The 23,892-nt window shown below is 46.2% G+C and carries 19 protein-coding genes; 18 read left to right on the top strand and 1 reads right to left on the bottom strand.

Features of this window, described 5'->3' with window-relative positions; translation table 11 throughout:
- Positions 1-235: 235 nt before the first annotated feature.
- From pulA to C0638_RS14695, 9 genes are all read left to right on the top strand, one after another.
- Entirely contained in the window at positions 236-2,767 is a 2,532-nt protein-coding gene (gene pulA, locus C0638_RS14655) for a type I pullulanase (RefSeq protein ID WP_058710419.1), read from the top strand.
- Between the two features lie 236 nt (positions 2,768-3,003).
- Entirely contained in the window at positions 3,004-3,645 is a 642-nt protein-coding gene (locus tag C0638_RS14660; RefSeq protein ID WP_013372564.1) for a 50S ribosomal protein L25, read from the top strand.
- A gap of 208 nt (positions 3,646-3,853) precedes the next feature.
- The gene (locus C0638_RS14665; RefSeq protein ID WP_058710418.1) at positions 3,854-5,347 is read left to right on the top strand and encodes a methyl-accepting chemotaxis protein; all 1,494 of its coding nucleotides are present in this window, start codon (positions 3,854-3,856) and stop codon (positions 5,345-5,347) included.
- 186 nt (positions 5,348-5,533) lie between these two features.
- Positions 5,534-6,520: a S66 family peptidase gene (locus C0638_RS14670; protein WP_058710417.1), complete on the top strand. Its 987-nt coding sequence runs from the start codon at positions 5,534-5,536 to the stop codon at positions 6,518-6,520.
- 42 nt (positions 6,521-6,562) lie between these two features.
- Positions 6,563-6,811, top strand: a complete 249-nt coding sequence (locus tag C0638_RS14675; protein WP_013372561.1) for a hypothetical protein — start codon at positions 6,563-6,565, stop codon at positions 6,809-6,811.
- Positions 6,812-6,856: 45 nt separating this feature from the next.
- Entirely contained in the window at positions 6,857-8,518 is a 1,662-nt protein-coding gene (locus tag C0638_RS14680; RefSeq protein WP_199771157.1) for a sensor histidine kinase, read from the top strand.
- Entirely contained in the window at positions 8,515-9,279 is a 765-nt protein-coding gene (locus C0638_RS14685) for a LytR/AlgR family response regulator transcription factor (protein ID WP_013372559.1), read from the top strand. Before C0638_RS14680 ends, C0638_RS14685 begins: the two co-directional genes overlap by 4 nt.
- Before the next feature lie 189 nt (positions 9,280-9,468).
- Entirely contained in the window at positions 9,469-10,722 is a 1,254-nt protein-coding gene (locus C0638_RS14690) for an L-lactate MFS transporter (RefSeq protein WP_040103093.1), read from the top strand.
- A gap of 176 nt (positions 10,723-10,898) precedes the next feature.
- Positions 10,899-11,810, top strand: coding sequence for a serine/threonine protein kinase (locus C0638_RS14695; protein WP_058710416.1), 912 nt, complete (start codon positions 10,899-10,901; stop codon positions 11,808-11,810).
- Between the two features lie 40 nt (positions 11,811-11,850).
- On the opposite strand, the gene C0638_RS14700 is transcribed toward C0638_RS14695, so the two are convergent.
- On the bottom strand, positions 11,851-13,953 hold the full coding sequence (locus C0638_RS14700; RefSeq protein ID WP_058710415.1) for a vWA domain-containing protein: 2,103 nt from the start codon (positions 13,951-13,953) through the stop codon (positions 11,851-11,853).
- 625 nt (positions 13,954-14,578) lie between these two features.
- Here C0638_RS14700 and C0638_RS14705 point away from each other — a divergent pair.
- The 9 genes from C0638_RS14705 (at position 14,579) to C0638_RS14745 (ending at position 23,867) form a co-directional block, all read left to right on the top strand.
- Entirely contained in the window at positions 14,579-16,747 is a 2,169-nt protein-coding gene (locus C0638_RS14705; protein ID WP_025365581.1) for a hypothetical protein, read from the top strand.
- Between the two features lie 119 nt (positions 16,748-16,866).
- Positions 16,867-17,292, top strand: coding sequence for a hypothetical protein (locus C0638_RS14710; protein ID WP_007431573.1), 426 nt, complete (start codon positions 16,867-16,869; stop codon positions 17,290-17,292).
- Positions 17,293-17,422: 130 nt separating this feature from the next.
- Positions 17,423-17,875, top strand: a complete 453-nt coding sequence (locus C0638_RS14715; RefSeq protein WP_013372553.1) for a J domain-containing protein — start codon at positions 17,423-17,425, stop codon at positions 17,873-17,875.
- Between the two features lie 32 nt (positions 17,876-17,907).
- Positions 17,908-18,456 (top strand): FHA domain-containing protein, encoded by a 549-nt coding sequence (locus C0638_RS14720; RefSeq protein ID WP_013372552.1) that lies wholly within the window; start codon positions 17,908-17,910, stop codon positions 18,454-18,456.
- Between the two features lie 64 nt (positions 18,457-18,520).
- Entirely contained in the window at positions 18,521-19,048 is a 528-nt protein-coding gene (locus C0638_RS14725; RefSeq protein WP_040103097.1) for an FHA domain-containing protein, read from the top strand.
- 35 nt (positions 19,049-19,083) lie between these two features.
- The gene (locus C0638_RS14730) at positions 19,084-19,914 is read left to right on the top strand and encodes a PP2C family protein-serine/threonine phosphatase (protein WP_025676108.1); all 831 of its coding nucleotides are present in this window, start codon (positions 19,084-19,086) and stop codon (positions 19,912-19,914) included.
- 22 nt (positions 19,915-19,936) lie between these two features.
- Positions 19,937-21,814, top strand: coding sequence for a hypothetical protein (locus C0638_RS14735; protein ID WP_058710414.1), 1,878 nt, complete (start codon positions 19,937-19,939; stop codon positions 21,812-21,814).
- A gap of 47 nt (positions 21,815-21,861) precedes the next feature.
- Positions 21,862-23,181, top strand: coding sequence for a hypothetical protein (locus C0638_RS14740; RefSeq protein ID WP_058710413.1), 1,320 nt, complete (start codon positions 21,862-21,864; stop codon positions 23,179-23,181).
- Positions 23,178-23,867 (top strand): iron-dependent peroxidase, encoded by a 690-nt coding sequence (locus C0638_RS14745; RefSeq protein ID WP_082689607.1) that lies wholly within the window; start codon positions 23,178-23,180, stop codon positions 23,865-23,867. Before C0638_RS14740 ends, C0638_RS14745 begins: the two co-directional genes overlap by 4 nt.
- The last annotated feature ends 25 nt before the right edge of the window (positions 23,868-23,892 follow it).

Genomic DNA, 23,892 nt, shown 5'->3' on the forward strand with positions numbered 1-23,892 from the left:
TTTGGAGGCGAAAGCTGTAGCCTGTTCATCGTTTTGTCATAAAATGGAGTGTGCGTGTTGAAATGAGAGTGTCATCCTTATTTAATTCATCCAGCTTTTCAAGCTTGTCTTATTTTGATAGCCTATGAGGTGAGGATTTTGCAAATCCTGAGGTATATTGACAAGTCATAAACATCATAAATGATGGATGAACAGAGGCTATAAGCCGATGTATAAAAATGGGTGGTGAACAGGAATGTCTGATTTCAATCAGCTCAAGGGACTTGAGCACACAGCATATCCCATATATGAAGGCTATGATTTGGGTCTTACTTATACGCCTGCGGGCAGCAAATTTAAGGTATGGGCACCGACTGCACAGCAGGTTCATATAGCGTTGTATACCGACGCAGGGGTGTACGATCAGGAAGGAATCGTTCAGGAGCACGGTGGTGGTCAGGAATTTCTAATGAGCCGTGATGATCAAGGTGTATGGTCTATCGAACTGGAAGGCGACTGGAACAGATATTATTACATGTACAGGCTGGAGTGGGTGGACCACACCATTCATTATGCTGCCGATCCATATGCCAGAGCGGTATCAGCCAACGGGCAACGTACGGCTATCATTGATTTGGATCGAACCAACCCGGATGGATGGGAACAGGATGAGGGGCCTGTACTTGAGCGTGCGACAGATGCCATTATCTATGAGCTTCATGTGCGTGACTTTTCGATGGACCCCCATTTTAATACGGGTATAAAAGATTTATCTGCCGCTCAGGGGAGGTTTGCAGCCTTTACGTATACGGGATTAACGGATTCCGAGGGTAACCGTATCGGACTGGATCATTTGCTGGAGCTGGGCATTACACATGTTCATTTGCTTCCCGTGGCTGACTTTCATACGGTGAATGACTTTTCGGAATTAGGAACTGAATATAACTGGGGCTATGATCCGCAGCACTATAATGTGCCGGAGGGGTCCTACTCTTCCAATCCAGCTGATCCGGAGGCGCGTATACGCGAGTTGAAATTGCTGGTACAGTCTCTGCATGCGGCTGGCATCGGTGTCATTATGGACGTCGTGTACAATCATACGTATTCGGTGGAAAAGGGTCCGTTTGAGCCAGTTGTACCAGGATATTATTACCGTACAGATGAGCAAGGGAAGCTCACCAATGGATCAGGTGTAGGTAATGAGGTGGCAACCGAACGTCCGATGGTGCGCAAGTATATCAAGGATTCACTACGCTATTGGGCAGAGGAATATCACATAGATGGCTTCCGGTTTGATTTGATGGCGTTGATTGATACACCGACTGTAGAGCAGCTTACCCGAGAACTTCGCTCTGAGATACGTCCCGATCTGCTGATCTATGGTGAGCCTTGGACAGGAGGAGAGTCCCCTCAGCCTTTGCTTACATTAAAAGGAACGCAGCGGGATAAGGGTTTTGCCGTTTTTAACGACAATTACCGTTCTGCCATTAAGGGAGATAGCGACGGTGCAGGAAGCGGGTTTGCTACGGGGGCGGAAAATCAGGAGGAACGGGTACTTCAAGGTGCTTTTGGAGCTATTTATGATTTCACAGCTCAGCCATCAGAGACCGTCAATTATGTAACGGCCCACGATAATCTCAATTTGTGGGATAAAATTTTGACGGTGAGACATTTGCGGGAGCATTGTCGTTTTCCGCAATGGGAGCAGGGGAACCCCAAAGATGGAAGGACAGCCGAACAAGCCGTAGCCGAAGCAGACCCGTATCAGGAGATGGATGAAAGTAACCTACTTGAAAACGAAACTGTACGTAAGTCCCTGTTAGCTAACGGAATGGTTCTGACATCGCAAGGCATTCCTTTTTTCCATGCAGGGGATGAACTGCTGCGTTCCAAATATGGAGACCATAACAGCTACCGAAGCTCTGATGTGGTGAACGCCATCCGTTGGAATCACAAGGCGAGGTTTCGACCTGTGTTTGATTACTACAAAGGCTTAATTGCTTTGCGGCGCAGTCACCCGGCATTCCGTATAGATCAGCGTGAGCTGGTGGAGCAGCATATGGAAGTCCTGCAAAGCAGTGGACATGTGGTGGCTTTTGCATTGAGGCATCATGCTAACGGCGATGCCTGGAATCATATTGTGGTGATTTATAACGGTTCGGATACAGAACAGACCATATTATTGCCTGCGGAATCGGATCGATGGCATGTAGTCGTGGATGCACACGGGGCCGGGATTGAAACACGGTATGAAGTGGTAGGTCATCGTGTGACGGTATCGCGCTGGTCGATGATGGTGTTGTACGATCAGGATGGACCTCCCCAAGCCTCCTTTTTGACAGAGCATGATCATCAAGCTAACGAGCAAGTGGATAACAAAACGAAAGGCTTGGATGAGGGGGCAAATCAAGAGATTGCAGGTACAGCAATGACAGATGCCCAGCTAGGAAACGATAGAGAGGTTATTCCATTCCGCACAATTGAATTGATCTACGAGCGTGCAGATCGGCAATACTCTGGCTGGAATGTGTGGGTATGGGGCACTGGGTACCGTGACGGACATGTTGAATTTCAAGATTTAGATGACGGCCGGGCAATAGCTCGCATTCGGGTGGCTCCTGATGTACAGCGAATTGGCTACATTGTCCGCCTGAATCACTGGGATGCCAAGGATGTGGAGGCAGATCGATATATTGATGTAGATCTGACCCGGTCTGTGATGCAGGTATTGATTCATAGTGGCAGAGAGGAATATTTATTACTGGTTAACGATAACCGGGCAGGATAACCTTGTATGTCTGGTTGCCATATATACACGAGAAAATAGCATTTTTCGATCGTTTCGAGAAATGTTATTTTTTTATGCAAATGTGCGTCACTTTCAGAAAAAAGGGGTAAAATAGAATTATGGACTTGTTTAGTTTTGCCAGCTTGCTGGCTCATATTCTGTAGTACGACTGGTAAACCAAGCAAGATTCTTGGAGGAAAATCATTTGTAAGGTAACCTGAAGGAGGTTGTATATCATGAGTTCTAATGGAGGAAGTATTCAACTAACCGCCCAGCCGAGAACAGAGAAGAAGGGTTCGGCCATTCGTGGATTAAGGTTAAAAGGACGGATTCCAGCTGTGGTTTACGGCTCTGAAATCGAGGGAACCCCTGTACATGTCGATGCCAAGGAATTTAATAAAGTAGTCAGAACCGGACGTTCAGAGGTTTTTAATCTCACAGTAGAAGGCGGAGAAACGATCCCAGTAATTATTAAAGATTATCAACAGCGTGACAACCAATGGTTGCATGCCGATTTTTTAAAAATTTCCAAAAACAAACCGCTTCGCGTGCGTGTTTCTATTGATTATCAGGGAACCCCTGTAGGTACAAAAACAGGCGGTATCCTGCAAGTTCAAGAAACAGAAGTCGAAGTTGAAGGTTTGCCTTCTGACTTGCCGTCCACAATTGAAGTGGATGTATCCGCACTGGATATTGGCGACAAGCTGAGCGCAAGCGACTTAAAGCTTCCTAAAGGTGTGACGCTGCATGTCTCTGAAGAGGAGCTGCTGGCATCCGTGATCGTGCCGCGTGCAGTCGAGGTAGAGAATGCTGCTGTGGAAGGTGATGCAGCGGCAACTGAAGGCGCTGAAGAGGCTTCCGAAAACAAGGAATCTTAATGAAGTCAGCAGGCATATTGAACGTTGGCTGATTAAAGAAGATGATCAAACCGTGAGCTAAAAACCGTTCCCTGTTAGGGGGCGGTTTTTCTCTTTAAAGCACGACCATCATTCAATACGCGTTCTGATATGACGATATATATAGTATGGCATTTACATTTTTATTTTATAAATACCTAATATATATCTAAGGAGCGCGTACGCAATCATGGACAGAACGAATGAATTGTTGTGGCAAAGAAACAAATTGGTGATCATTATTTTTTGGATTATGACTTTGAGCAGCATCATCCCGGCAGTATCTAATCCCTCGATGTGGGTATCTAGTGGTGTAGGATTTGTAGTCGCGGCAGTTTTGACAATTCTGAATATGAAAAAGAAAGGAATCCGTCTTATTCCTTGGATTATTACATTTTATAGTGCATTAATATGTATATTTGTGAACTTGTCTAGCGTGGATGTAGTAGTTTCGATCTTTATCTGCTCATTGTTGTTGCTCTACCCATCTTACCGATATTTTCTGGTAACCATGACCTTAAATCTGTGTAATATTTTTGTACAAATTACGATCGGTACGCCCGCAACTCCCCAGGCTACCGGTTCTTTGCGTTATGTGCATGAGTTTATCATTGTTTTACTGATTGGTTTGCTACTGTTAGTGGTATCGGTGTTAAATCAAAAGCAGTTTCAGAAAACGGAAGAGCAAAATAAAGATATGGAGGCCACAAGGCAACGGATTGAATTCCTGTTTGAGCAAGTTAGACAAGCTGTAGCTGGATTGCATAGCTTTACAGAACGATTCAGGAATCAAGTGGATGCTACAGGCAACGTGACGAATGAAGTCGCTATCGGGTTTCAGGAGGTTGCTAAAGGCGTAGAAATGCAAGCTTCGAATATCACTGAGGTAACCGATAACTTGGCTCAGTCTGATCGGCACGTGCGCGAGGTTGCCGATCATTCCCGAGAGCTGAAGCAGCTCTCCGAGGATACGAAAAATGCCGGGGGTAGAGGGAGCAGTCAACTACTTGCACTAACATCTCAAATTAAGGATTTGGGTCGGGTGATGAGTCGTACCAAAGAAGAATTAGATGAGTTTAAAGTGCAGAGTGACAATATGTCTTCCATGCTTAAAGATATTACTCAAATCTCAAAGCAAACCAATTTGCTGTCCTTGAATGCATCCATTGAGGCTGCCAGAGCGGGAGAGCATGGGAAAGGATTTGCGATTGTGGCTGGAGAAGTGCGTAATTTGGCTGAAATGGTTGGAAACACCTCAGTGGCGATGGAAGGTATTTTGGAGCAGCTGAGAACTCAGATGGATTCTGTTGTAAGTCAATTTGACATGGGACAGGAAAGATTACAGCAAAGTATGGAGTCGGCACATTCGACCGAAATTGTACTGGAGGATATCCTGCAAAATGCCAATAAAGTATTGGTGCAGGCCGTGGAGGTAGAGTCCAGTACGAATAGTATGCAGCAATTTTCGTCTCAGGTCGTTCAAGAGATGATGGAATTTTCCAGTGTGACTGAACAAGCAAGTGCAGCGTCAGAGCAAATTTTGGCTGGAGTAGAGGAGCAGCAAAATATAACCTCCAATATGGTGGCGGGATTTAGTGAGCTGGAGGCATTGATTATTCAGTTGAGAGAGCTGGTGCATGATCAGAATGAGGGCGGCAGTTCTAGCAAAAATCAGCAAAAGTAAATAACCGAAAAGCTTCATCAGCGGACTAGAGATCCGGGGCTTATCGCTAACAAGCGGTATCCCCGGTTTTTTACTGTGTTTAAGAAGAAGGGAAATGAGGTGGGAAGTTTTAGAAGCTATAATTAGATGGAAGTTGATGGTATAATTTGTGGCAGTTTAAATGCTTTGTAACAAGGGGGAGTGGCTATGATGATGGGAAAGCAAGCACCTAAATTAAAAGCTGGAGACGAGATACGCATTCTTTCGCCATCCAGAAGCTTGTCTATGGTTTCTGAGGAAAATCGCCTGATTGCCCAGCATAGGCTGGAGGCGCTTGGGTTTAAAGTGAGCTTTTCACAGCATGTGCTGGAAAACGATGATTTTGCATCTTCTTCGATAGAGTCTAGAGTAGCTGACTTGCACGAAGCTTTTGTCGATCCGAAGGTAAAGGGCATCCTGACCTCAATTGGGGGCTATAATGCCAATCAGCTCCTTGCCCATCTGGATTATGATCTGATCAGCGCTCATCCTAAACGATTATGTGGTTATTCGGATATAACGGCGTTAAGCCATGCGGTTTATGCTAAAACGGGGCTTATCACATATGCAGGCCCTCATTTTTTGACGTTCGCCATGTTGCGAGGAAATGAGTATACGATGACTTATTTCCAAAGGTTAATGTTGGAAGAGGGCAGCATTCAAATCCAATCTTCACCGGAGTGGAGTGACGATACTTGGTATCTGGATCAGGATAAAAGAAGCTTTCACCATAATGCGGGTCCATATGCGATTCATGAAGGAGAAGCAGAGGGTACGATTGTGGGTGGAAACTTGTGTACCCTGAATTTGTTACAGGGAACCCCATACATGCCAAGTCTAAAAGGAACCATAGTGTTTGTTGAGGATGATTACGAAAGCTCTCCCGCTACATTTGACCGGGATTTGCAATCATTGTTGCACCAGCCTGGATTTGATCAGGTTAAAGGAATCATCATAGGACGATTTCAGAAGGCATCGCATATGACAGAAGAATTGCTGCGGCAAATCATTCGCTCGAAAAGAGAATTGGCCTCTATACCGGTGATTGCAGATGCTGATTTTGGCCACACCACGCCGCAGTTTACATATCCGATTGGCGGAAAGGCGCTTATTCGTGCCCGTAATGGCAGGGTGAGGATTGAAATATGTGAATAATGATAGAGTGATAGAATTTATCGAACTGGGGGAGAAATTCCTATGGAGCTTAAATATTTGTTAATCGGCGTGTTAAGCCTATTGGGTAGTGGAGTGATATATACAATGGAGCGCTTTATATCCGTCATTCAATGGGCTGCGAATTCCGTCCCTGTTAAATTGAATAGTTCAGGTATATCTAATTCAGAACCTGATATGCCGAGTTTTATTGACAATATATTTGTTATTATTTTATTCGTATGTGGCTTGATGATACTCGGGTATGGTGTGTACGAACGACGTACACGATAACACAACCTATGTAGGCATATCCGTTTTTATTTGGGAGGAACGCGTGTGAACGCCTTGTTGGAAATGCTGATGCAGCTATTTGAGCGCGCGGCATTGTTGCTGATTTGTTTGTTTTTTATTACACGTATCCCCCTATTTAAGGAAACCTTGCAGAAGAACAGTCATTCTCCGGCAGAGCTGACGTTACTAACATTGATTTTCTGTATGTTTGCACTGTTTGGTACCTACACCGGGATTGAAGTCGAAGGCTCGCTGGTTAACGTTCGAATCATTGCAATTATGGCGGGCGGAATTTTATTTGGACCCTGGGTTGGGATCATTACAGGTATTGTATCTGGGATTCATCGTTATCTGATTGATATCGGGGGAATCACCTCGATTCCGTGTCTGATTACAAGTATTCTGGCAGGTGGGGTGTCAGGATATATCGGTCGCCGGGTCAATCGTTCCAAGAGATGGCTGGTCGGTATCGCCGCAGGTATGGTCTGTGAAGCGTTGACGATGCTGCTCATTCTGGTGATGGCCCAACCTCATGGTCTTGGTGTCGACATCGTTTCCAAGATCGGTCTACCCATGATTATCGGAGAAGTCAGTATCGGTTTAATCGTACTATTAATCCAGAGTGTGGAAGGGGAAAAGGAGAATATCGCGGCCAGACAGGCCAAGCTGGCATTGGATATTGCCAACAAGACGTTGCCTTATTTTCGTTCCATTAATGCGGAATCCTTGCATACGATTTGCTCAATTATAAAAGAAGACATCAAGGCAGATGCGGTGGCGATTACGGATACCAGAGATGTGCTGGCTTACGTCGGTTTTGGCGAAGAACGCTATCATATCGGGGATGAAATCATTAGCGATGTGACTAAATCGACGATCCGTAGCGGTAAAATCACGATCCGCAACCATATCGCTGACGACAAAACGCCCCAAATCCAGTCTCTGCTCATTATCCCGTTAGAGGAGCGGGGAGAAGTAACCGGAACCCTGAAGATTTACTACCGAAAAGCTTATAAAATTACGTATCCGCTGCAGACGATGGCGATTGGCTTGTCTCAGATCATTTCCACGTTAATGGAAGTGTCGCGTGTGGAGCAAATTAAGGAAGCGGCGAATAAGGCCGAGTTAAAGGCACTCCAGACGAAGATCAATCCTCATTTTCTATTCAACGCATTGAACGCCATTGCCTCAACGACGCGCACCAAACCGGACAAGGCGCGAGAACTGATCATCAATTTGTCAGGCTATCTGCGTTATAATTTGGAGTTGAATGATGATTTGATCGAAATTCACAAGGAGCTTCAGCAGGTGTCGGATTACGTAGAAATTGAAAAAGCGCGCTTCGGCAATCGGCTTCAGGTGGAGTATGTAATGGATGAGGTGTCAGTGCGTATTCCGAGCCTAATTATCCAACCCCTGGTTGAGAATGCAATTAATCATGGAATCCTCAAGAAAAAGGGACCAGGTACAGTAACCATTTCTGTAAAGGATCGTGGCGAAAAAGTGCGTATTTCTGTGGCTGATACCGGGGTGGGTATACGGGACGATGTTGTGGATAACCTATATCATGATCAAGTTCCAGCTAAACAGATCGGCTTGTACAATGTGCACAGAAGACTCAAGCTTATGTATGGTGAAGGAGTAATTATTCTTAAACATGATCCAGGCACCGAAGTTTATTTTGACATACCAAAGGAGAAGTCATGAAGGCCATAATTGTAGAAGACGAACTTCCAGCACGTGAAGAGCTGGAGTATCTTATTCAGACTCATAGCAGCATTGAGGTGACCGATAGTTTTGAGGATGGGCTGGATGTGTTCCGGTTTCTGCAAGATCAGGAAACGGATGCGATCTTTCTGGACATTAACATTCCTTCATTGGACGGGATGTTGTTGGCACAGAACATTAGCAAATTTGCTAAAAAGCCCTATATTATTTTTACGACCGCCTATAAAGAACATGCGGCGCAGGCTTTTGAACTGGAGGCGTTCGACTACATTCTCAAGCCATATGATGAAAAACGGATCGCATCCATGCTGCATAAGCTCGAAAATGCTTATGAGCAGCGAAACGCTCAAATACAGGAGCCTGTTCAGGCTGGGCAACCCCGAGCTGCTGAAACCAGTACCGTTGCTGCTCCGGGACGTATTAATCTGCTGAAAAATGACAAAATTATCGTAACGGATGCGAACGATATTTACTATGCGTGTGCACAGGAAAAGGTAACTCGTGTCTTTACAAGGCACGAAGAATATACGATGCCGATGAGCATTTCGGAATTTCATGCCCGGCTGCCGCAGCAGGACTTTTTCCGTTGTCACCGATCGTACACGGTGAATCTGTCGCAGATCCGTGAGATTGTACCTTGGTTCAATCATACGTATCTCCTGCGCTTGCGTGGACTAGAAGCAGAAATTCCGGTGAGTCGCAGTAAGGCCAAGGAATTCCGGCAAATTATGCGACTTTAAAGGCATTTCATTCCGCTATATGTGCATTTCATTCCTCAAACGATTTCTGGCTGACATGCAGGGTTATAATAACCGTGTAGACAGGATCCTTACAGACTTGCTCTTTCACAGACGCAAAGCGTACTGGATTCACGGTTATCATTATAACAAATGTATGCTGTAGAGCCGGAATGAAAAGAGGAGATCAATATGAAATCAAACAGCGGAAATCGCCTGCTGGTCGTACTTGGAACGATTATTGTCCAGATGGGCTTAGGTACCATTTACACATGGAGTTTATTTAATCAACCATTGGTGGACCGCTTTGGCTGGAACCTCAGTTCGGTCGCTATTACATTTTCAATTACCAGTTTTGCACTGGCGTTTGCTACGTTATTTGCAGGCAAGCTACAGGATAAATGGGGACTACGTCGTCTGATTTTGTGTGCAGGTGTCGTGTTAGGGGCAGGGCTCATGCTCAGTTCACAGGTAACTTCGTTATCCTTACTGTACATTTTGGCGGGTATTGTCGTAGGTTTTGCGGATGGAACGGCATATATTACATCACTGTCGAATCTGATTAAATGGTTTCCTGAGAAAAAAGGACTTATTTCCGGTATTTCAGTTGGGGCCTACGGAACAGGCAGTCTGATATTCAAGTATATCAACGGTTCGCTGATTCAGTCTGTTGGCGTATCGCAAGCGTTTCTGTATTGGGGAATGATCGTGCTGATCATGATCGTCGGGGGTTCTTTCCTGGTGAAAGAAGCAGTAGTCATGAATAAGCCTTCGGTACAAAATGGGGCTGTACAGCGGGACTACACCGTTAAAGAAATGCTGCGCACCAAGCAGGCATACCTACTGTTCGTCATGTTCTTTACCGCTTGTATGAGTGGTCTCTACTTGATCGGAGTGGTCAAAGATATCGGCGTACGGATGGCTGGTTTGGATGTAGCAACAGCCGCTAATGCGGTCGCTATGGTCGCTATTTTTAACACGGCGGGTCGGATTATATTAGGTGCGCTATCCGATAAGGTGGGTCGTCTGAAAGTGGTAGCAGGCGCACTTTTAACAACAGCAATTGCAGTTACAGTACTGAGTGTGATACCCCTGAATTTTGGTTTGTTCTTTGCCTGTGTAGCAGGGATTGCTTTTTGCTTCGGCGGCAATATTACAGTCTTTCCTGCCATCGTAGCTGATTTCTTCGGTTTGAAGAACCAAAGCAAAAACTATGGTATTGTGTATCAGGGCTTTGGCCTTGGTGCGCTGGCGGGGTCATTTATCGCTGCCTTGCTCGGCGGATTTATCCCGACCTTTACCACAATTGCTGTGCTGTGCGTTGTATCGTTCCTGATTGCCCTCACCATTCGCACCCCAGAACAAGGTAAAGGCAAACTGCGCAGTGAACGGAAGAAAAATGCCAACGGTGTACGCAGCATGAAGCCAGGTACAAAATTAGGTTAAACGATTTGAGAAAATAGGACCAGATGAATGCCAAAAGACCTGTCATCATTCTCTAAGGGAGATTATGGCAGGTTATTTGTTTTTCCAATAACCTATTTTACGCTATAATAAAAAGATGTGTAATAAGCCGATATATACAAAAGACATAAGCTAAGAACCTGACAGGAGGACGAGTCATGATCGTGGATACAAGCGGGAATCTGCTTGCCCGCAATACGAAGCTGCGAAATACATATCAAATTCGAAGCGCCTTGTCCCGCAGTGAGCTGGCCATCGTGTATACGGCAAGGCTGTTGGATAACCGAGAAAAGGTCATTGTGAAGGAATTTTTTCCGAATGCACTGGCTTTACGGGGGACAGATCGAAAAACGGTCACTTGTAGCGCTACGATGCAATACAAATACGTGGAATTTATGCATTATTTTTTGCGTGAAGGGCAAATGTTAAAGGAGTTAAGTCATCCGGGAATTGTCGGTTATATAGATCATTTTGAGGAAAATGGAACTGCTTATCTGGTCATGGAATACTGTGCAGGCAAAACGCTGGATCGAATGATGCAAGAAGAGGCTGTGCCAACGTCTGATCCTGCTTTTCTGTACCAAACGTTGCTGCCTTTAATTGATGCCTTGGAGTATATTCACAACAAAGGAATTATTCATCGGGACATTAAGCCAGGCAATATTATGATTGGGGAACATGGCAACATCAAGCTGATTGATTTTGGCTCTGCTGTGCATTTTGAAGGCAAGGAGCATCCGATCTTCACCACGGCAGGCTATTCTCCGCTGGAATTTTACTCTAACCGTTCGCGACAGGGGCCTGTGTCGGATATTTATAGCTTGGCCGCCACGCTGTATTATTGCCAAAAAGGATCACCCCCACCGGATGTGCCAGGCAGATTATTTGCAGATCGAACCGAACGGATTCGGATCGAAAATGCAGGGATTTCACTACTGCCGTATGTTATTAGGCGCGGTCTGGAAGTACAGGCTACCAAGCGTTGCCGCTCACTTCGATGGTTTAAAGCCGCCCTACGTGCGGAATATTGGATAAAAAAAGGGAAGCTCCCTACTCTTACGGTTCGTTAACCGTAAGAGACGGCGCTTCTCTTTTTTTATTCCGACGATGTTATCCTGTCGGAGCTTGAATATGGTCGGTGTAGACTGAAGTATTCGGCTTAATCGCTTTATAGCGCAGCTCAATTTCAGTGACACCATCCTCAAATGTGATATACAGTTTGTCACCATACGCCATGACCGCTTTTTTGTTGCGGGTCAATCTGACTTTTCCATGCTGCAGGGCGCATCGTGTATCATGTTTCACGATCAGAGTCCCTTTTTTACCTGCGGAAAATAGGATTCGTTCCGCTTCTGGTAACGGTTCGTGAACGTCAAGCGTACGGAATAACTCCTGCAAGCTGACCTTATGACCTGGAAAGGAGGTAAGCGGCCAAGATTTTACCGGAATCTCCTGCCCACTCGCTGTAGCGAGAAAATATCCTTCGATTCTTCCAGCAAACTGAGGCTTCGGTCGCAAGAACCAATACAGAAGAGCAGCTATCACAATACTGATGGCTACTGTCCATTTAATGGCTGTATACCGGGATTGGACTGAAACGGTCAGTGTAGCGCTGCTGGATGCACCTTCTGGATCGGTAGCGGTAATCTTTAGCTTCGTGTCACCTGTGTGAAGCTCGGATAGCAGCAGATCATTACCGTTAATCTCGGCATTAATCGTATCGTCAGAAGCTCCTAAATCCAGCTTATAGTTCAGCTTGTCATGATTGGGATCAACAATAAAGTCTGATAAACTTCGACGGGAATCACCGTCTTCTTTTACCAGGCGAATCGTCAGGTCTTTTAAGGCCTGTGGTGCTGCATTGGTGGCGTGAACCTTATGTACAGTTCCCTTACGGTACCACTGCGGACTATCCAGAGATAGCTGCCATGTATAATAACCTGTTTGGGGGAACGCATATTCGGTATGAAAGGCTCCTGACTTATAGGTCATGGGCACCTTTTTAGCTGTACCGCCCTTTACAGGGGTAACTATAATATGGGCTTGGAGAGATGTATATACGGCTTCATCTGTAAGCTTTTGGCCATCCGGTAACACGAGCTGAGCTTGAAACGATGTCGCTTGACCCTTCAGCAATTGCATAGGCTTGTCGCCATGAGTTGCTGTTGTTTGCGTTCCCCCTATAGTAGCTTCAGCTTCCAGTCGATAGCTGCCAAGTAGATTGATTTTAACCAAATCTCCGCGTATGCCTCGTAATTTCAACTTCACTTTACCTGCTTGTGGATGCTCAATTTTCAAAATTGCATATCGGCTCGACTTGTACCTGCGGACATTTTCTGAATTGGAGTATAGCTGGGTTTCCAGCAGGGGATGCTCCGACAAAAGCACCAGATTGGCTTCCTCCATACTAGAGTCCGGTAGGGTCACAGCTAATTCTTGCATCTCGCCAGTGGTTGTAATTGCAGCAACTGGAACGAGCTTGGAACGAATTTGACTGGCAAAAATGCGGTTCAGAATTTCGGGCAGATCCTCAGCACTACTGGTAATAAAAGAAGCTCCTCCCGTTTGAGAAGCGATCCGTTCGAGTTCTTGCCGGTTTACCGTGCCATCATGATTCAGACCAATCGTATACACCGGGTATCCCTTGGTCTGTGCAGATTTGATGACAGAGGATACATCGTTATTCGAGTCACCCTTGGACCGAGAACCAGAAGAGGCACCAAAATCAGTCTCTCCATCTGACAATAAAATCATAAAAGGCTGACGCCCTTGGGTTGCTCCTGCGGCTAGCAGTTCCGAGCCTTTACGCAGTCCAAGTCCCAAATCTGTATAACCAGAACGGTTCAACATTCTGATTTCCTGCTGGATTTGCGATTTTTGCGCTGCCACGCCAATCGAAGTCAGTGGTTTTGAGGCGACAACGTGATGGTTGTAGGCGACGAAACCCACACGTGTACGGTCTGCATCACTCAAGTCCATAAACATACTGATGACTTCGGCGGCAATACCCTCGGGATCCGTGTCTCTCATGGAATAGCTGGTATCCAGTACAAAAACAGCATCGTAACCCTCGATCGAAGCAGTCCCCAAAGATGCTGCATTAGCCTGATTTACAGTGCAAATGACCCCGTTTAAGCCCGTTTGAAAAAATAGTACAAAAGTCATGAAAGTGATAATTCCTAGTTTCCTTATTCTGAACATAAGCTCCTCCATCGGCGAGACCAATGTGGGCGTACCAACTCTCCTAATCCTTGGGATATAAGGGATAAAGGATCAAAACAGCTGAAAAACCTCACATTAGCCATGAATTTGATACTTTTACGCTTCTCAGAAATATCCAATGAACTTCTATCGGTCATTGGATTCCATTTGTGAATATTTCCCTGAAGAAACAGGTCTAACATATCATAAAAATTACATACTTACGCATAAAATGAGTCAAAATGCCCTGTTTCAATCTGAGACTACAGAAATTGACAAAACTGAAGGGTGCTTTGTATGATAGCTTTCGTATCAACGGCAAAAATTGGGATTGAAGTTAGGAATACGAAATCATAAATTTGAAATTTCTGTGTTATATGACTTTTGATTTTGAATTTTCTCTCATTTGAATGCCTTGCCGTTAAAAGCCGAATAGCGCTTCGGACCGATTTTCGAGGTTATATGCCTGTACCGTAAATGTGGTATATGCTCAATCCTTTGACGAATTTAAATGTTAAGTAGGGGGGAGGAGGCAAATGAACTAAAAATGAATATTCGTCCGTTTCAATTGGACATCCCGTGTCCGTATATGGAGCAATGGACCTATAACTCATACTTTATTCATTTGCCGACAACGATGGAAATCATTTATCAAACCAACCGGACAATGCTTTTTGAAGAGATTAACCCGGAAAAGCTGGATCTGATCACCATTGTAGGTGATGTGAAGGGTATCGACAGCTTGAGCGATGAGAAGATCAAGGAAATTAATCAGCACCTTCTGGTGCGTAGCTTTGACGAATTTTTGGATAAGTTTTCACCGACCGTATATTCATTTTTTAACGCGGCCAATCAAAAGGTCGTCTACACCCTTAAAAAGCCTGAGGGAATTGATGAGGATAGCATTTCTGAAATTCGTATTAATCAAAGTAATGATTTTCTGAAAATGTTATTTACGCTCATTGATACTAAGCGCAGTCAAGGAATCACCAATGTAGATTTCAAATTTGAAAATCTGCTGGATATGATTTCACCGAAAAAGGTTATGGACGATATTCGTCAAGTCCGCAAAGAAATTCACTATATGTACGGTGAATACGACAAGCTGGATGATGGCGATCCGAAGAAACTCGACATGGGTGACAAGCTGAATGCCATGTTCGAGGAAGCGAGCCAGAATTATAACAACGTTATGGCTATGCTGCCGCTGGCAATTGAGGACATCAAAACCCGTCTTCTGCTCGGTGGCGCCCAAGAGGAAAATGCTGGTGAGTTGATCCAGGTGGGTATGCTCTCCATTGGGGAAAGCGGCGAACTGAAAATTATTGAAGCGCCGAAGAGCGAAAGTACTGAGCTGATGCTGTTGGATGAGAACAGCACTGGCGATCTCTCCCAAGTATTCGAAGAAGATTATAACTCTATCACAGATACGCCTTCTGACTATGTGAAGGACTTGGTGGTTCGCACGTTTGTGCCACTTCCAGCTGTTCAGACCAAGGTTGACACAGCGGTTGAAGTTCAGAACTACAACACGTATCTGGAGTTCTATAAAAATGCCAAGGATGATTTCGTAAAGGCGGTTAAGCCGCTGGTAGAAAAAATCCTCGGTGTCAAAATGTTCTTCGACCAATATGCGACGAAGAGCAAAGGAATGCTGCCGACAATGCTGGTGGCGAATAACAAGCTGGACATGCTGGTGAAAAGCAGCAATATTCCACGTCTGGAAACGTACCTGAATACCGTAAATGCCAAAAATGAATTCAGCGACACCATCTGGTTCGGGATCGTTCCATCTATTGAGCTGGAAGCAGCCGGTAAGGTGAAGGTGTCTCGTGAACGCTTTAAGGGCAACGAGAAGGTCGTAAAGCAGGGCGGAAATTCAATGGAATCGCTCTCGATGCTGCTGCAAGTCGTGAAGGATTACAAAATTCAAATGTTCTTTAACTTTGAATCCGGTGAAGAGACGACCTTCAACAGTATGGCGACAGCAGGTATCGACAAATATGTTGATAAATGCGCCAGTCTTGTGCGCAGAGAATATAGCGAATTTGCGATTCCTTGTGTACCGAACTTTACCATTATTCCGAAGGATAAATCGGGTGTCATTATTGATAGCAAAATGCTACAGACCGAAGACGGTGTGCAACTTTCCAAGGAAAAAGAAGATATTCTCAAGCTGTGGATCGAGGGCGTATATGTAGGCGCTGCCTACGTGGCTGCTGGCTTGGTCGCTTCTTATCAATGTCCTGAATACCTGCGTGAGACGTTCAAAACGGTCAATAAAAACTTCCCTGGTGTACGCTTCGACATTGAAGCTGGGGACAACAGTCTGCGCACAGTGACGACGATGGCCAAGGAAATCACTGGGTTCACCAACACGATCAAGGATGCCATCAACCGTAAAAACTTTGGCTTTGTATTCTCGTCTGAGAATGCTCAGATTCAGGATAAGGATATCCGCCGGATTACTGTCTACAAGGCAAGAAGCATGGCGATGTCCGAGGACGGCTTTGACTCCATCTACAAAACGCTGGTCAGCACGTACATTGAACGTATTTTGCGCTACCAAACAGGAGACTTCAAGCACGAAAATATCGTCCGCTTCTTTAGTAACAATCCGAGCAGTCAGAAGAGCAAGTGGCTGAGCAGCAGAGGATCTGTGAACTCGATCATTCAGGACGGAGACGATATGAGCTTCATTATTGATGAGAAAAGCAATATGTGCCATATCGATCTGGTCTTCAATGGTAATGTGAAGAACCTGGAAGTCATGATCACTAAGGGAACCAGCTCGGTCAAATCATGATCCGAGCACTACGAAAGATGTTAGAGGCGTTTCTATCCAGAACCGCCTTTATACATAAATCGCGGAGAAGCACTGCTTCTTCCGCCATCATTTTACCTAATATCAAGGAGGCAACACACATGGGATTCAGATTGAAAGTAGAAGGACAAGAAACAATTGAGCTGGGCTTGGATAACATCCAAACGGTTATTTATGACACCGATACACCGGACGATTCCAATGCACGCTCCACTGACGTAGGCTCCACGCTGCGCATCAGCGGTAAAATCATCACAGCAGTAGACGGTGACAGCGCGGATGACACGCTGAAACTGGCTTTGTGGTCTCTGGTTCCTGCTGAAAAAGCAGACAGCTACCGTAAAGTAACACTGGAAGTTATTGCAGCTGATCAAGTTGTGCGTAAAATCTACTTCCCGAATGCTTTCGTTGTAGACTACAACGAGCACTTCGGCGACACAGAAGGTGTAGGTGCATTTACACTCTACATCAAACAAAAGAAAGACAAAACCGAGCTGGCTACCATCGACGGCGGATATCCGGTTTAAGCTTAACGTCTTAACGTTAAGTGCAGCTTAAACACACACTCACCCGGCGCATACGTGAAGGGTGGATAAATATTAAGAGGCCTACGGGTCTCTTAATATTTATTTTTTTCGGAGAGGGGAACACCAGACAATGACCAACTACTATGAGCTGCTCGGTGTCGGCCGGGATGCTTCGGAGGCAGAGATTAAGCAAGCTTACCGTAAACTGGCCAAAAAGTATCATCCTGATACCAACCAGGGAAGCGAGGAAGCAACGCGCAAGTTCAAGCTGATTCACGAGGCTTACAATACCTTGCGTGACGAAGCATTGCGGCAGGCATACGATGCTGAGCTCATCCGAAAAGCAACGGGAACTAGCGGAGAACAGCAAGAAAAAGCAAGAGGGGCAGCAGCACCTTCAGAGGGTACACGTAGGGCAGCCAAAGGATTCAATCCGGCTGACATAGGCACTGATTTTGAGCAATTTTTCGGCTTTCATCCGAAAACGAAGGAAGGCTCACCAGGGAAAAAAATGAAAAAATCCGGTGATCCGACGGATACCTCAGCCATGTTCAACCAATTTTTTGGTATTCGTAAAAAGTGATGATTTCAGGATAGAAACGGGGGAAGCAAGCAGTGAAAACGGCGCAGAGCAGATGGGTTTTCATCATAGATGTTGCCATGTTCGGGCTGATGCTGGCGATCGCCTTTTATGTGTTTAACCGTCCAGGCTACAGCGGTTTGAAGACTGTGGTCGCAATAGGTATTGGGATTAGCGTGCTTGTATACATACTGCGCAATCTGGTTTCCGTGGTCCCTGTGCCAAGGCCAAAGGCAGATCGTAAACGGATTGCCAAGCTGGTGTTAATTGATGAAGAAGGTGAATCTATTAAAGAATGGTATATCGAAGGCGAAACATCATTGTTAATCGGCAAAACAACGTCACGCTCTGAGGCGGATATTGATTTGGCAGGTACAGATTATGCTTCCTTGGTAAGTGTGGAGCATGCGGTACTCAACCGGGTAAACAGTGACTGGTTTGTGGAGGATGTGGATTCCGGCAATGGGACCGGGCTACGGTCTGCGAACGAAAGTGTAACCAAGAAGCTGGAAAGTGGCGAGCCTTACCGAATTTACTCAGGTGATTTATTATATATTGCCAATACCAGGCTGCTCGTTAAATAGAAGAAGTTGCACAATCCTTAGATTGCTGTAAAGACAATCAAGACAATGGGGGAAGGAACCGACTATGAGTTTGACAAGATGCCCGAACGGACACATGTTCAGTACACGAAAGCACGGAAATACGTGTCCTTATTGTAATACAGTAGTAAATATAGCCGCACCTAAGAACGCCGAACCAGCAGCGAAAACAAACGTTGCAGGAGACGATGACAAAACCATGCCGTATTTAGGCGAAACCGTGGGGATTCACCCAGTAACCGGATGGCTGGTATGTATCGAAGGAGCACAGGTGGGTCAGGACTATCGCATTATGGCAGAGAAAAACTTTATCGGGCGCGCAGAGGAAATGCATGTCCGTATTATCGGAGACAACACGATTTCCCGCAGAAATCATGCGGTCATTGTGTATGATCCGAAGAAACGCAACTTTTACTTGCTGCCAGGCGATTCGTCAGGCTTGGCGTATCACAATAACGAGGCGGTATATTCACCAGTGGAGCTGGCTGCTTATGATGTGATTCAGCTCGGGCGCAGCAAATTTATCTTTATTCCGCTGTGCGGCGCTCATTTCGAGTGGGATAACGAAAATTAGAACAGAAGTGGGCAATGGTGCAGGGAGGTAACGATATGCAGCCTTATTTTGTTGTATGTGGAGCTGCGGTGCTATTCGCTGTTCTTCTCATCATCCGTATACGACTGACGCGAAGTTCCGGCAGCCGTACCGTGAGTGGAATTGAGATTGGAAATGGTCAAACGATCGGGAGCCGGAGCGAGCAGGATGATTATTTCTCCAGTATGACCACCCCTGTCGGTACGCTGGCGGTTGTTGCAGACGGGATCAGTGGGCTGGCCAATGGGCGTATGTCCAGTACCTTAGCTGTGACGACTTTTACGAAGGCATTTGCCAAGTTAGAAGATGCAACGAATTTGAACGGATATTTTGCAGAGGCCGCAACCCAAAGCAATCGCGGCATTTTGCAAAATTTGAATGGGCAGGGCGGGGGAACGACGCTCGCGGCAGTCATTGTGTGTGGCTATCAGCTGTATTACGGAGCGGTGGGCGACAGCTTGATTACAATTTACCGCAATGGTCACTTTCAGACAGTCAATTCCAAGCATACAGCGGAAACACTGCTGGAGGAACGGGTGCTTGCTGGACAAATGACCTCGGAGGAAGCTAAAACGAGTCCTGTACGCAATCAACTGGTCAACTACTTGGGCTATGAAGGCTTTGAGAGCATGGAACTGGGGAATGCACCGATTCGTCTGTATTCGGGTGATTATGTGCTGCTGTGCAGTGATGGCATTCAGGAGGCGCTGACGGAGATTGAGCAGGAAGAGATCATGCGCAAGGGCGGAACTCCGCAGGAAATGGCGGATGCCATGATCGACACCATCAACGATAAAGGGTTTAAAAGTCAGGATAATGCGACAGTGCTTATTTTGGCGATAGGATGAAACAAGAAAGACGGGGGTAGCGATGCGCAAGGACAACAGCGATTTTAGTACCGCCTTTGTGTCGGAAGCGGGCTCTTACATAGACAACCGGGACTATTTTGCATTCATGGAGACGGACGACATGGCCTGTTATGTCCTCGCAGATGGTCTGGATTCAGATCAAGAGCTGCGCAGCGCAGAAATGGTTGTCAAAACGGTGCTGGAAAACTTCATGGAGAAACCTTCCATGTCCAAGCGGCGCTTGATGAGAGATCTGCGTGAAGCGCAGGAATGGCTGCAATTTGAAAGCCGTCGTGTCCGGCTCAAGGCCAGTCTGCTGATGGTAGTGACCAACTATAACAAAATGGTGTACGTTTCGTGCGGTAATGTGCGGCTGTATCATTTTCGCAATGGAAGGCTTAATTTTCGCAGTAAGGATCATAGCCTGGCTCAGTCATTGGCAGATGATGGACGTATTCCAGACGAAGCGACCAGTACACACGAGGAACGGGGCAATCTGCTGGAATATCTCGGGAATCCGAATGGGGTTCATGCCCATTTCGCCAAAAAGACACAGCTTGCAGATGGAGATGTAATGCTGCTCGCTACATCTGGGATGTGGGAGGATGTTGAACTGGCGGAAATGCTGGGTGCGCTGGAGGAAGCGAAGGACCCGGGTATGCTGACGGATACGTTGGAAGAGGTCCTGCTGAGTAAACAGCGCCGGACGGTGAATAATTACACGGCTGCCGCCATTTATGTAAACAAAGTTTTTCAGGAAAAGCCTAAAAACCGTCGTAAGCTGATCAAACGGATCTTGATTGCGTTGCTCGCCTTTGTAATCGTGGGCGGGGGAGCATGGATTACACTAGCGCGTATGGCTGCGAACAAAGCGGCTGCGCTGGAAACGATGATTGAATCGGCTCAGGCCGCGGATGATTATGCAAGAGCAGGAGATTATGCAAAAGCGCTCAAATCCTACAGTGAAGCGAAAAATGCGGCGATTAAGATTAACGATAAAATTCACAAGCGACTGTATACAGCTGAGCAGAAAGTATCTCAATTGATGGTAGATGGAGACGGCTATGTAGAAAAGGCCGATTTCACCAAAGCTGAAGCCAGCTACGAGAAGGCACGGAAAAGTGCCGGGCTATATCCACCGTTTAATGTGAAGGACATTGAGCATAAAATCGACCAACTGGACAGCTATGCTGAGACAGCGAGCTGGATGAAGGACGGAGATTTAAAATTCCAGGGTGGCGATTATACCAATGCGCTTAAGCTGTACAAAAAAGCAAACAAGGCAGCGATGGAATCTGGTTATACGTCCGCGCAAAAAGAGCTGGAAAAGAAAATAACCGAGACCAATGACAAATTAACATCCATCCAGCAGCAGCTCAAGGAGATTCAAGCTGGCAAACTTCAGGCCAAAGGGGATCGGCTGATGAAAGATCTCGATTATGAAGGAGCCATTGACGCTTATAGCGGGGCACAGGAGATTTATCAGGAGATCGATAAGCTCGAAAGTGTTCTGGCGCTGGAGCGGAGCATAGCCAAGGCGGAGGAAAAACAGAGCGCGGAGCAGCAGCAAAATGGTCAGCTTCCTGCTGGATTGGGATTGTCTGACGGAGCGATGAACGACACAGATACCGGGGACGCAGCGAGTGAAGCTTCATCTTCTGCTGGGGCAACCTCTGCCACAGCATCGCAAACGAAGGTTGCGCCGACGGCTTCAGCAGGTACTACGCCCGCGAAGAAGGAGGCCTCTCCGGCTGCAAAGAGCAGTGGTACGGGGGATGGCAATGCCGCTTCGGCCAAGGCGGACACCAGCAAAGAGCAAGGAACTGCTGATTCTGCTTCTAAAGCAGCCGGGGCGTCTAATTCAGAGAGCTTAGATCAGGCTGCTGCGAACGGGAAATAAGTTTTTAATGTTCATTGAATGCTGGAGTCGGAAAGGAGTGAGGCGTCGTGAAAGAGCTGGTACAGGATCGTTTGAGCAAGATGGACGATTTAGAGCAGAGACGTTTACTGAAAAATATGATGGCCGGGGTATTTATGAACCTCGTCGAATATCAGGAAGAAATGACCCGCCAGCTAGAACGGCGGGTATTTGAGGAAATTGAGAATACGGAAGAAAAGTTTGATGTGTATGTGTCATTGACATCGCGTGAGGACTATGACCCGATTCATGAATTTTTATATCCTGTGTTGCCCTCCGATGCAGAAGAAAAACAGGTAGACATCAGCCGTGTGGCAGAGGTGGTGGGCGAAGGCGGGGAGATGCCGCTGTTTACGCTTTTTCTCGAAATGGAGACCGAACGAATCTGGGCACTGGTACGCAGCAAGCGAATTTTCTCAGGAATGCTGGTCACGGAAACCGGAAACTATCCGATTCGTTTTCGTTTGGAGCATAACCGTTCTTATATTTTGGAGATTGAGCAGTTGTATCATACGTTTATGCAAAATGGTATGCCGTGGAAAACGATTAATGACCCGTACGCTTATAAATTTGTGGACTGTGTATTGATTGGTGGAGACGGCGAACCGGCCGCTCATGAAGAAATCCATGAAATCACGATTTCGTTGGAGGAATTCGACATTTTTAAGAAAGCCAATGTTTTTCCGCTGTGGAACATTGAAAGACTAGCTCTAAAGAACAGCGGTTTTCCTATACCCGCTATGGATCGTGTGAACTATGAGCATGTGCTGCCTTTGCGTAAAACAGGACCAGAGCATGGTTACCTGATTGACGGGACTGAAAGCGATATCCGCTATATCAAGCGGACAGAAGAGGAACTGACGATTGTCACACCACGTGATAAATCTGGCGAGTGGAATGTGTTGAAGGTTACGAAACCAGCTACAACCAAGCTTAGTCGTCAGACCTATCCGGTATTGTCCAATCGGCGGCAGGACAGCTTTTTGGGTCGCTATGCAGGGAAACAGGCCGTGATTGTCCGGGCCAGAGCAGAGATCACGCGCATCGTCAATTCGTTTGAAGCGGCACAGGGGCTGGAGCTAGAGCGTGTGGACATCTGGGGAGGTGCAGGGAGAAATGATATAAGCAACCTTGTAACCAAAACTCAGACGTATCCGTTAAATCCGTTTGTCAGCGATAATGTACGGACAGAGGATGGCAAGCAGATCATGCGATTGGGGTTCAGACGTGGTTCTGAGGATGTTTTGCCAACCGCACCTGCTTACATTTTGTCCGATTTAATGAGCTTTCTGGTGTCGGAAGTGCAGATGTATTTTCCAGAGTACAAGTGTGAAGGAGAATGGGTGTGAATTACGTTTGGGATTTGCTCATGCGCGCAAGGAAACAGGGGCTGGATGTAGATAAATTCCGCTTCGTACCCGCTGTCAGCTATTCTCCGTATATGGAGCTTAGCTTGGCTGAGCTGAATACGTCCCATTTGGAGCAGGTAGTGGAGATTAATCCGTACTACCGCTTTTATTCTATTTTTCGGGATCTGTTTCCACCGGATGCAGCAGAGGATCTGGAGCTGAGAGAATCGCTATTTGATATTATGATGCATTTTCTGGCGGAGATCGATCTGTATCAAGGAATGAATCGGCGAGAGTACCATATCCGGTTTGTTCAGCGTGATATTGTGGATGGCATTTTTGGCCCGAAGGTAAAGGAAGCCTTTGGACAATTAAACCGTGAGGAACAGGACGCGATTGCTGAAGGCCTGCTGCGCCTGTATGAGACGGGGGAAGCCGTACATCTGCTAAAACAAACGATGCGTCGCGTCTTTCATCGCTCGATCATTTACACCAACTGTGAGGAAAAAGACGAACTGCTCATATATATTGGTCAGGAGGAAACGATGCTCTCACGAGTCAAAGTCGATTTGATTCTCGATTTGTTTCTTCCAGCACGGTTTACGACGGAATTGTATTGGACCAGTCATTTCGGCATTTTGGAGGAAGACCCTACGATGAAAATTGATGCTATCGCCCTCTATTAAGGCTAAATGGCTAAGAAAGGACATG

The organism is Paenibacillus sp. lzh-N1, from assembly GCF_002872435.1.
Classification (GTDB): Bacteria; Bacillota; Bacilli; order Paenibacillales; family Paenibacillaceae; genus Paenibacillus; species Paenibacillus polymyxa_C.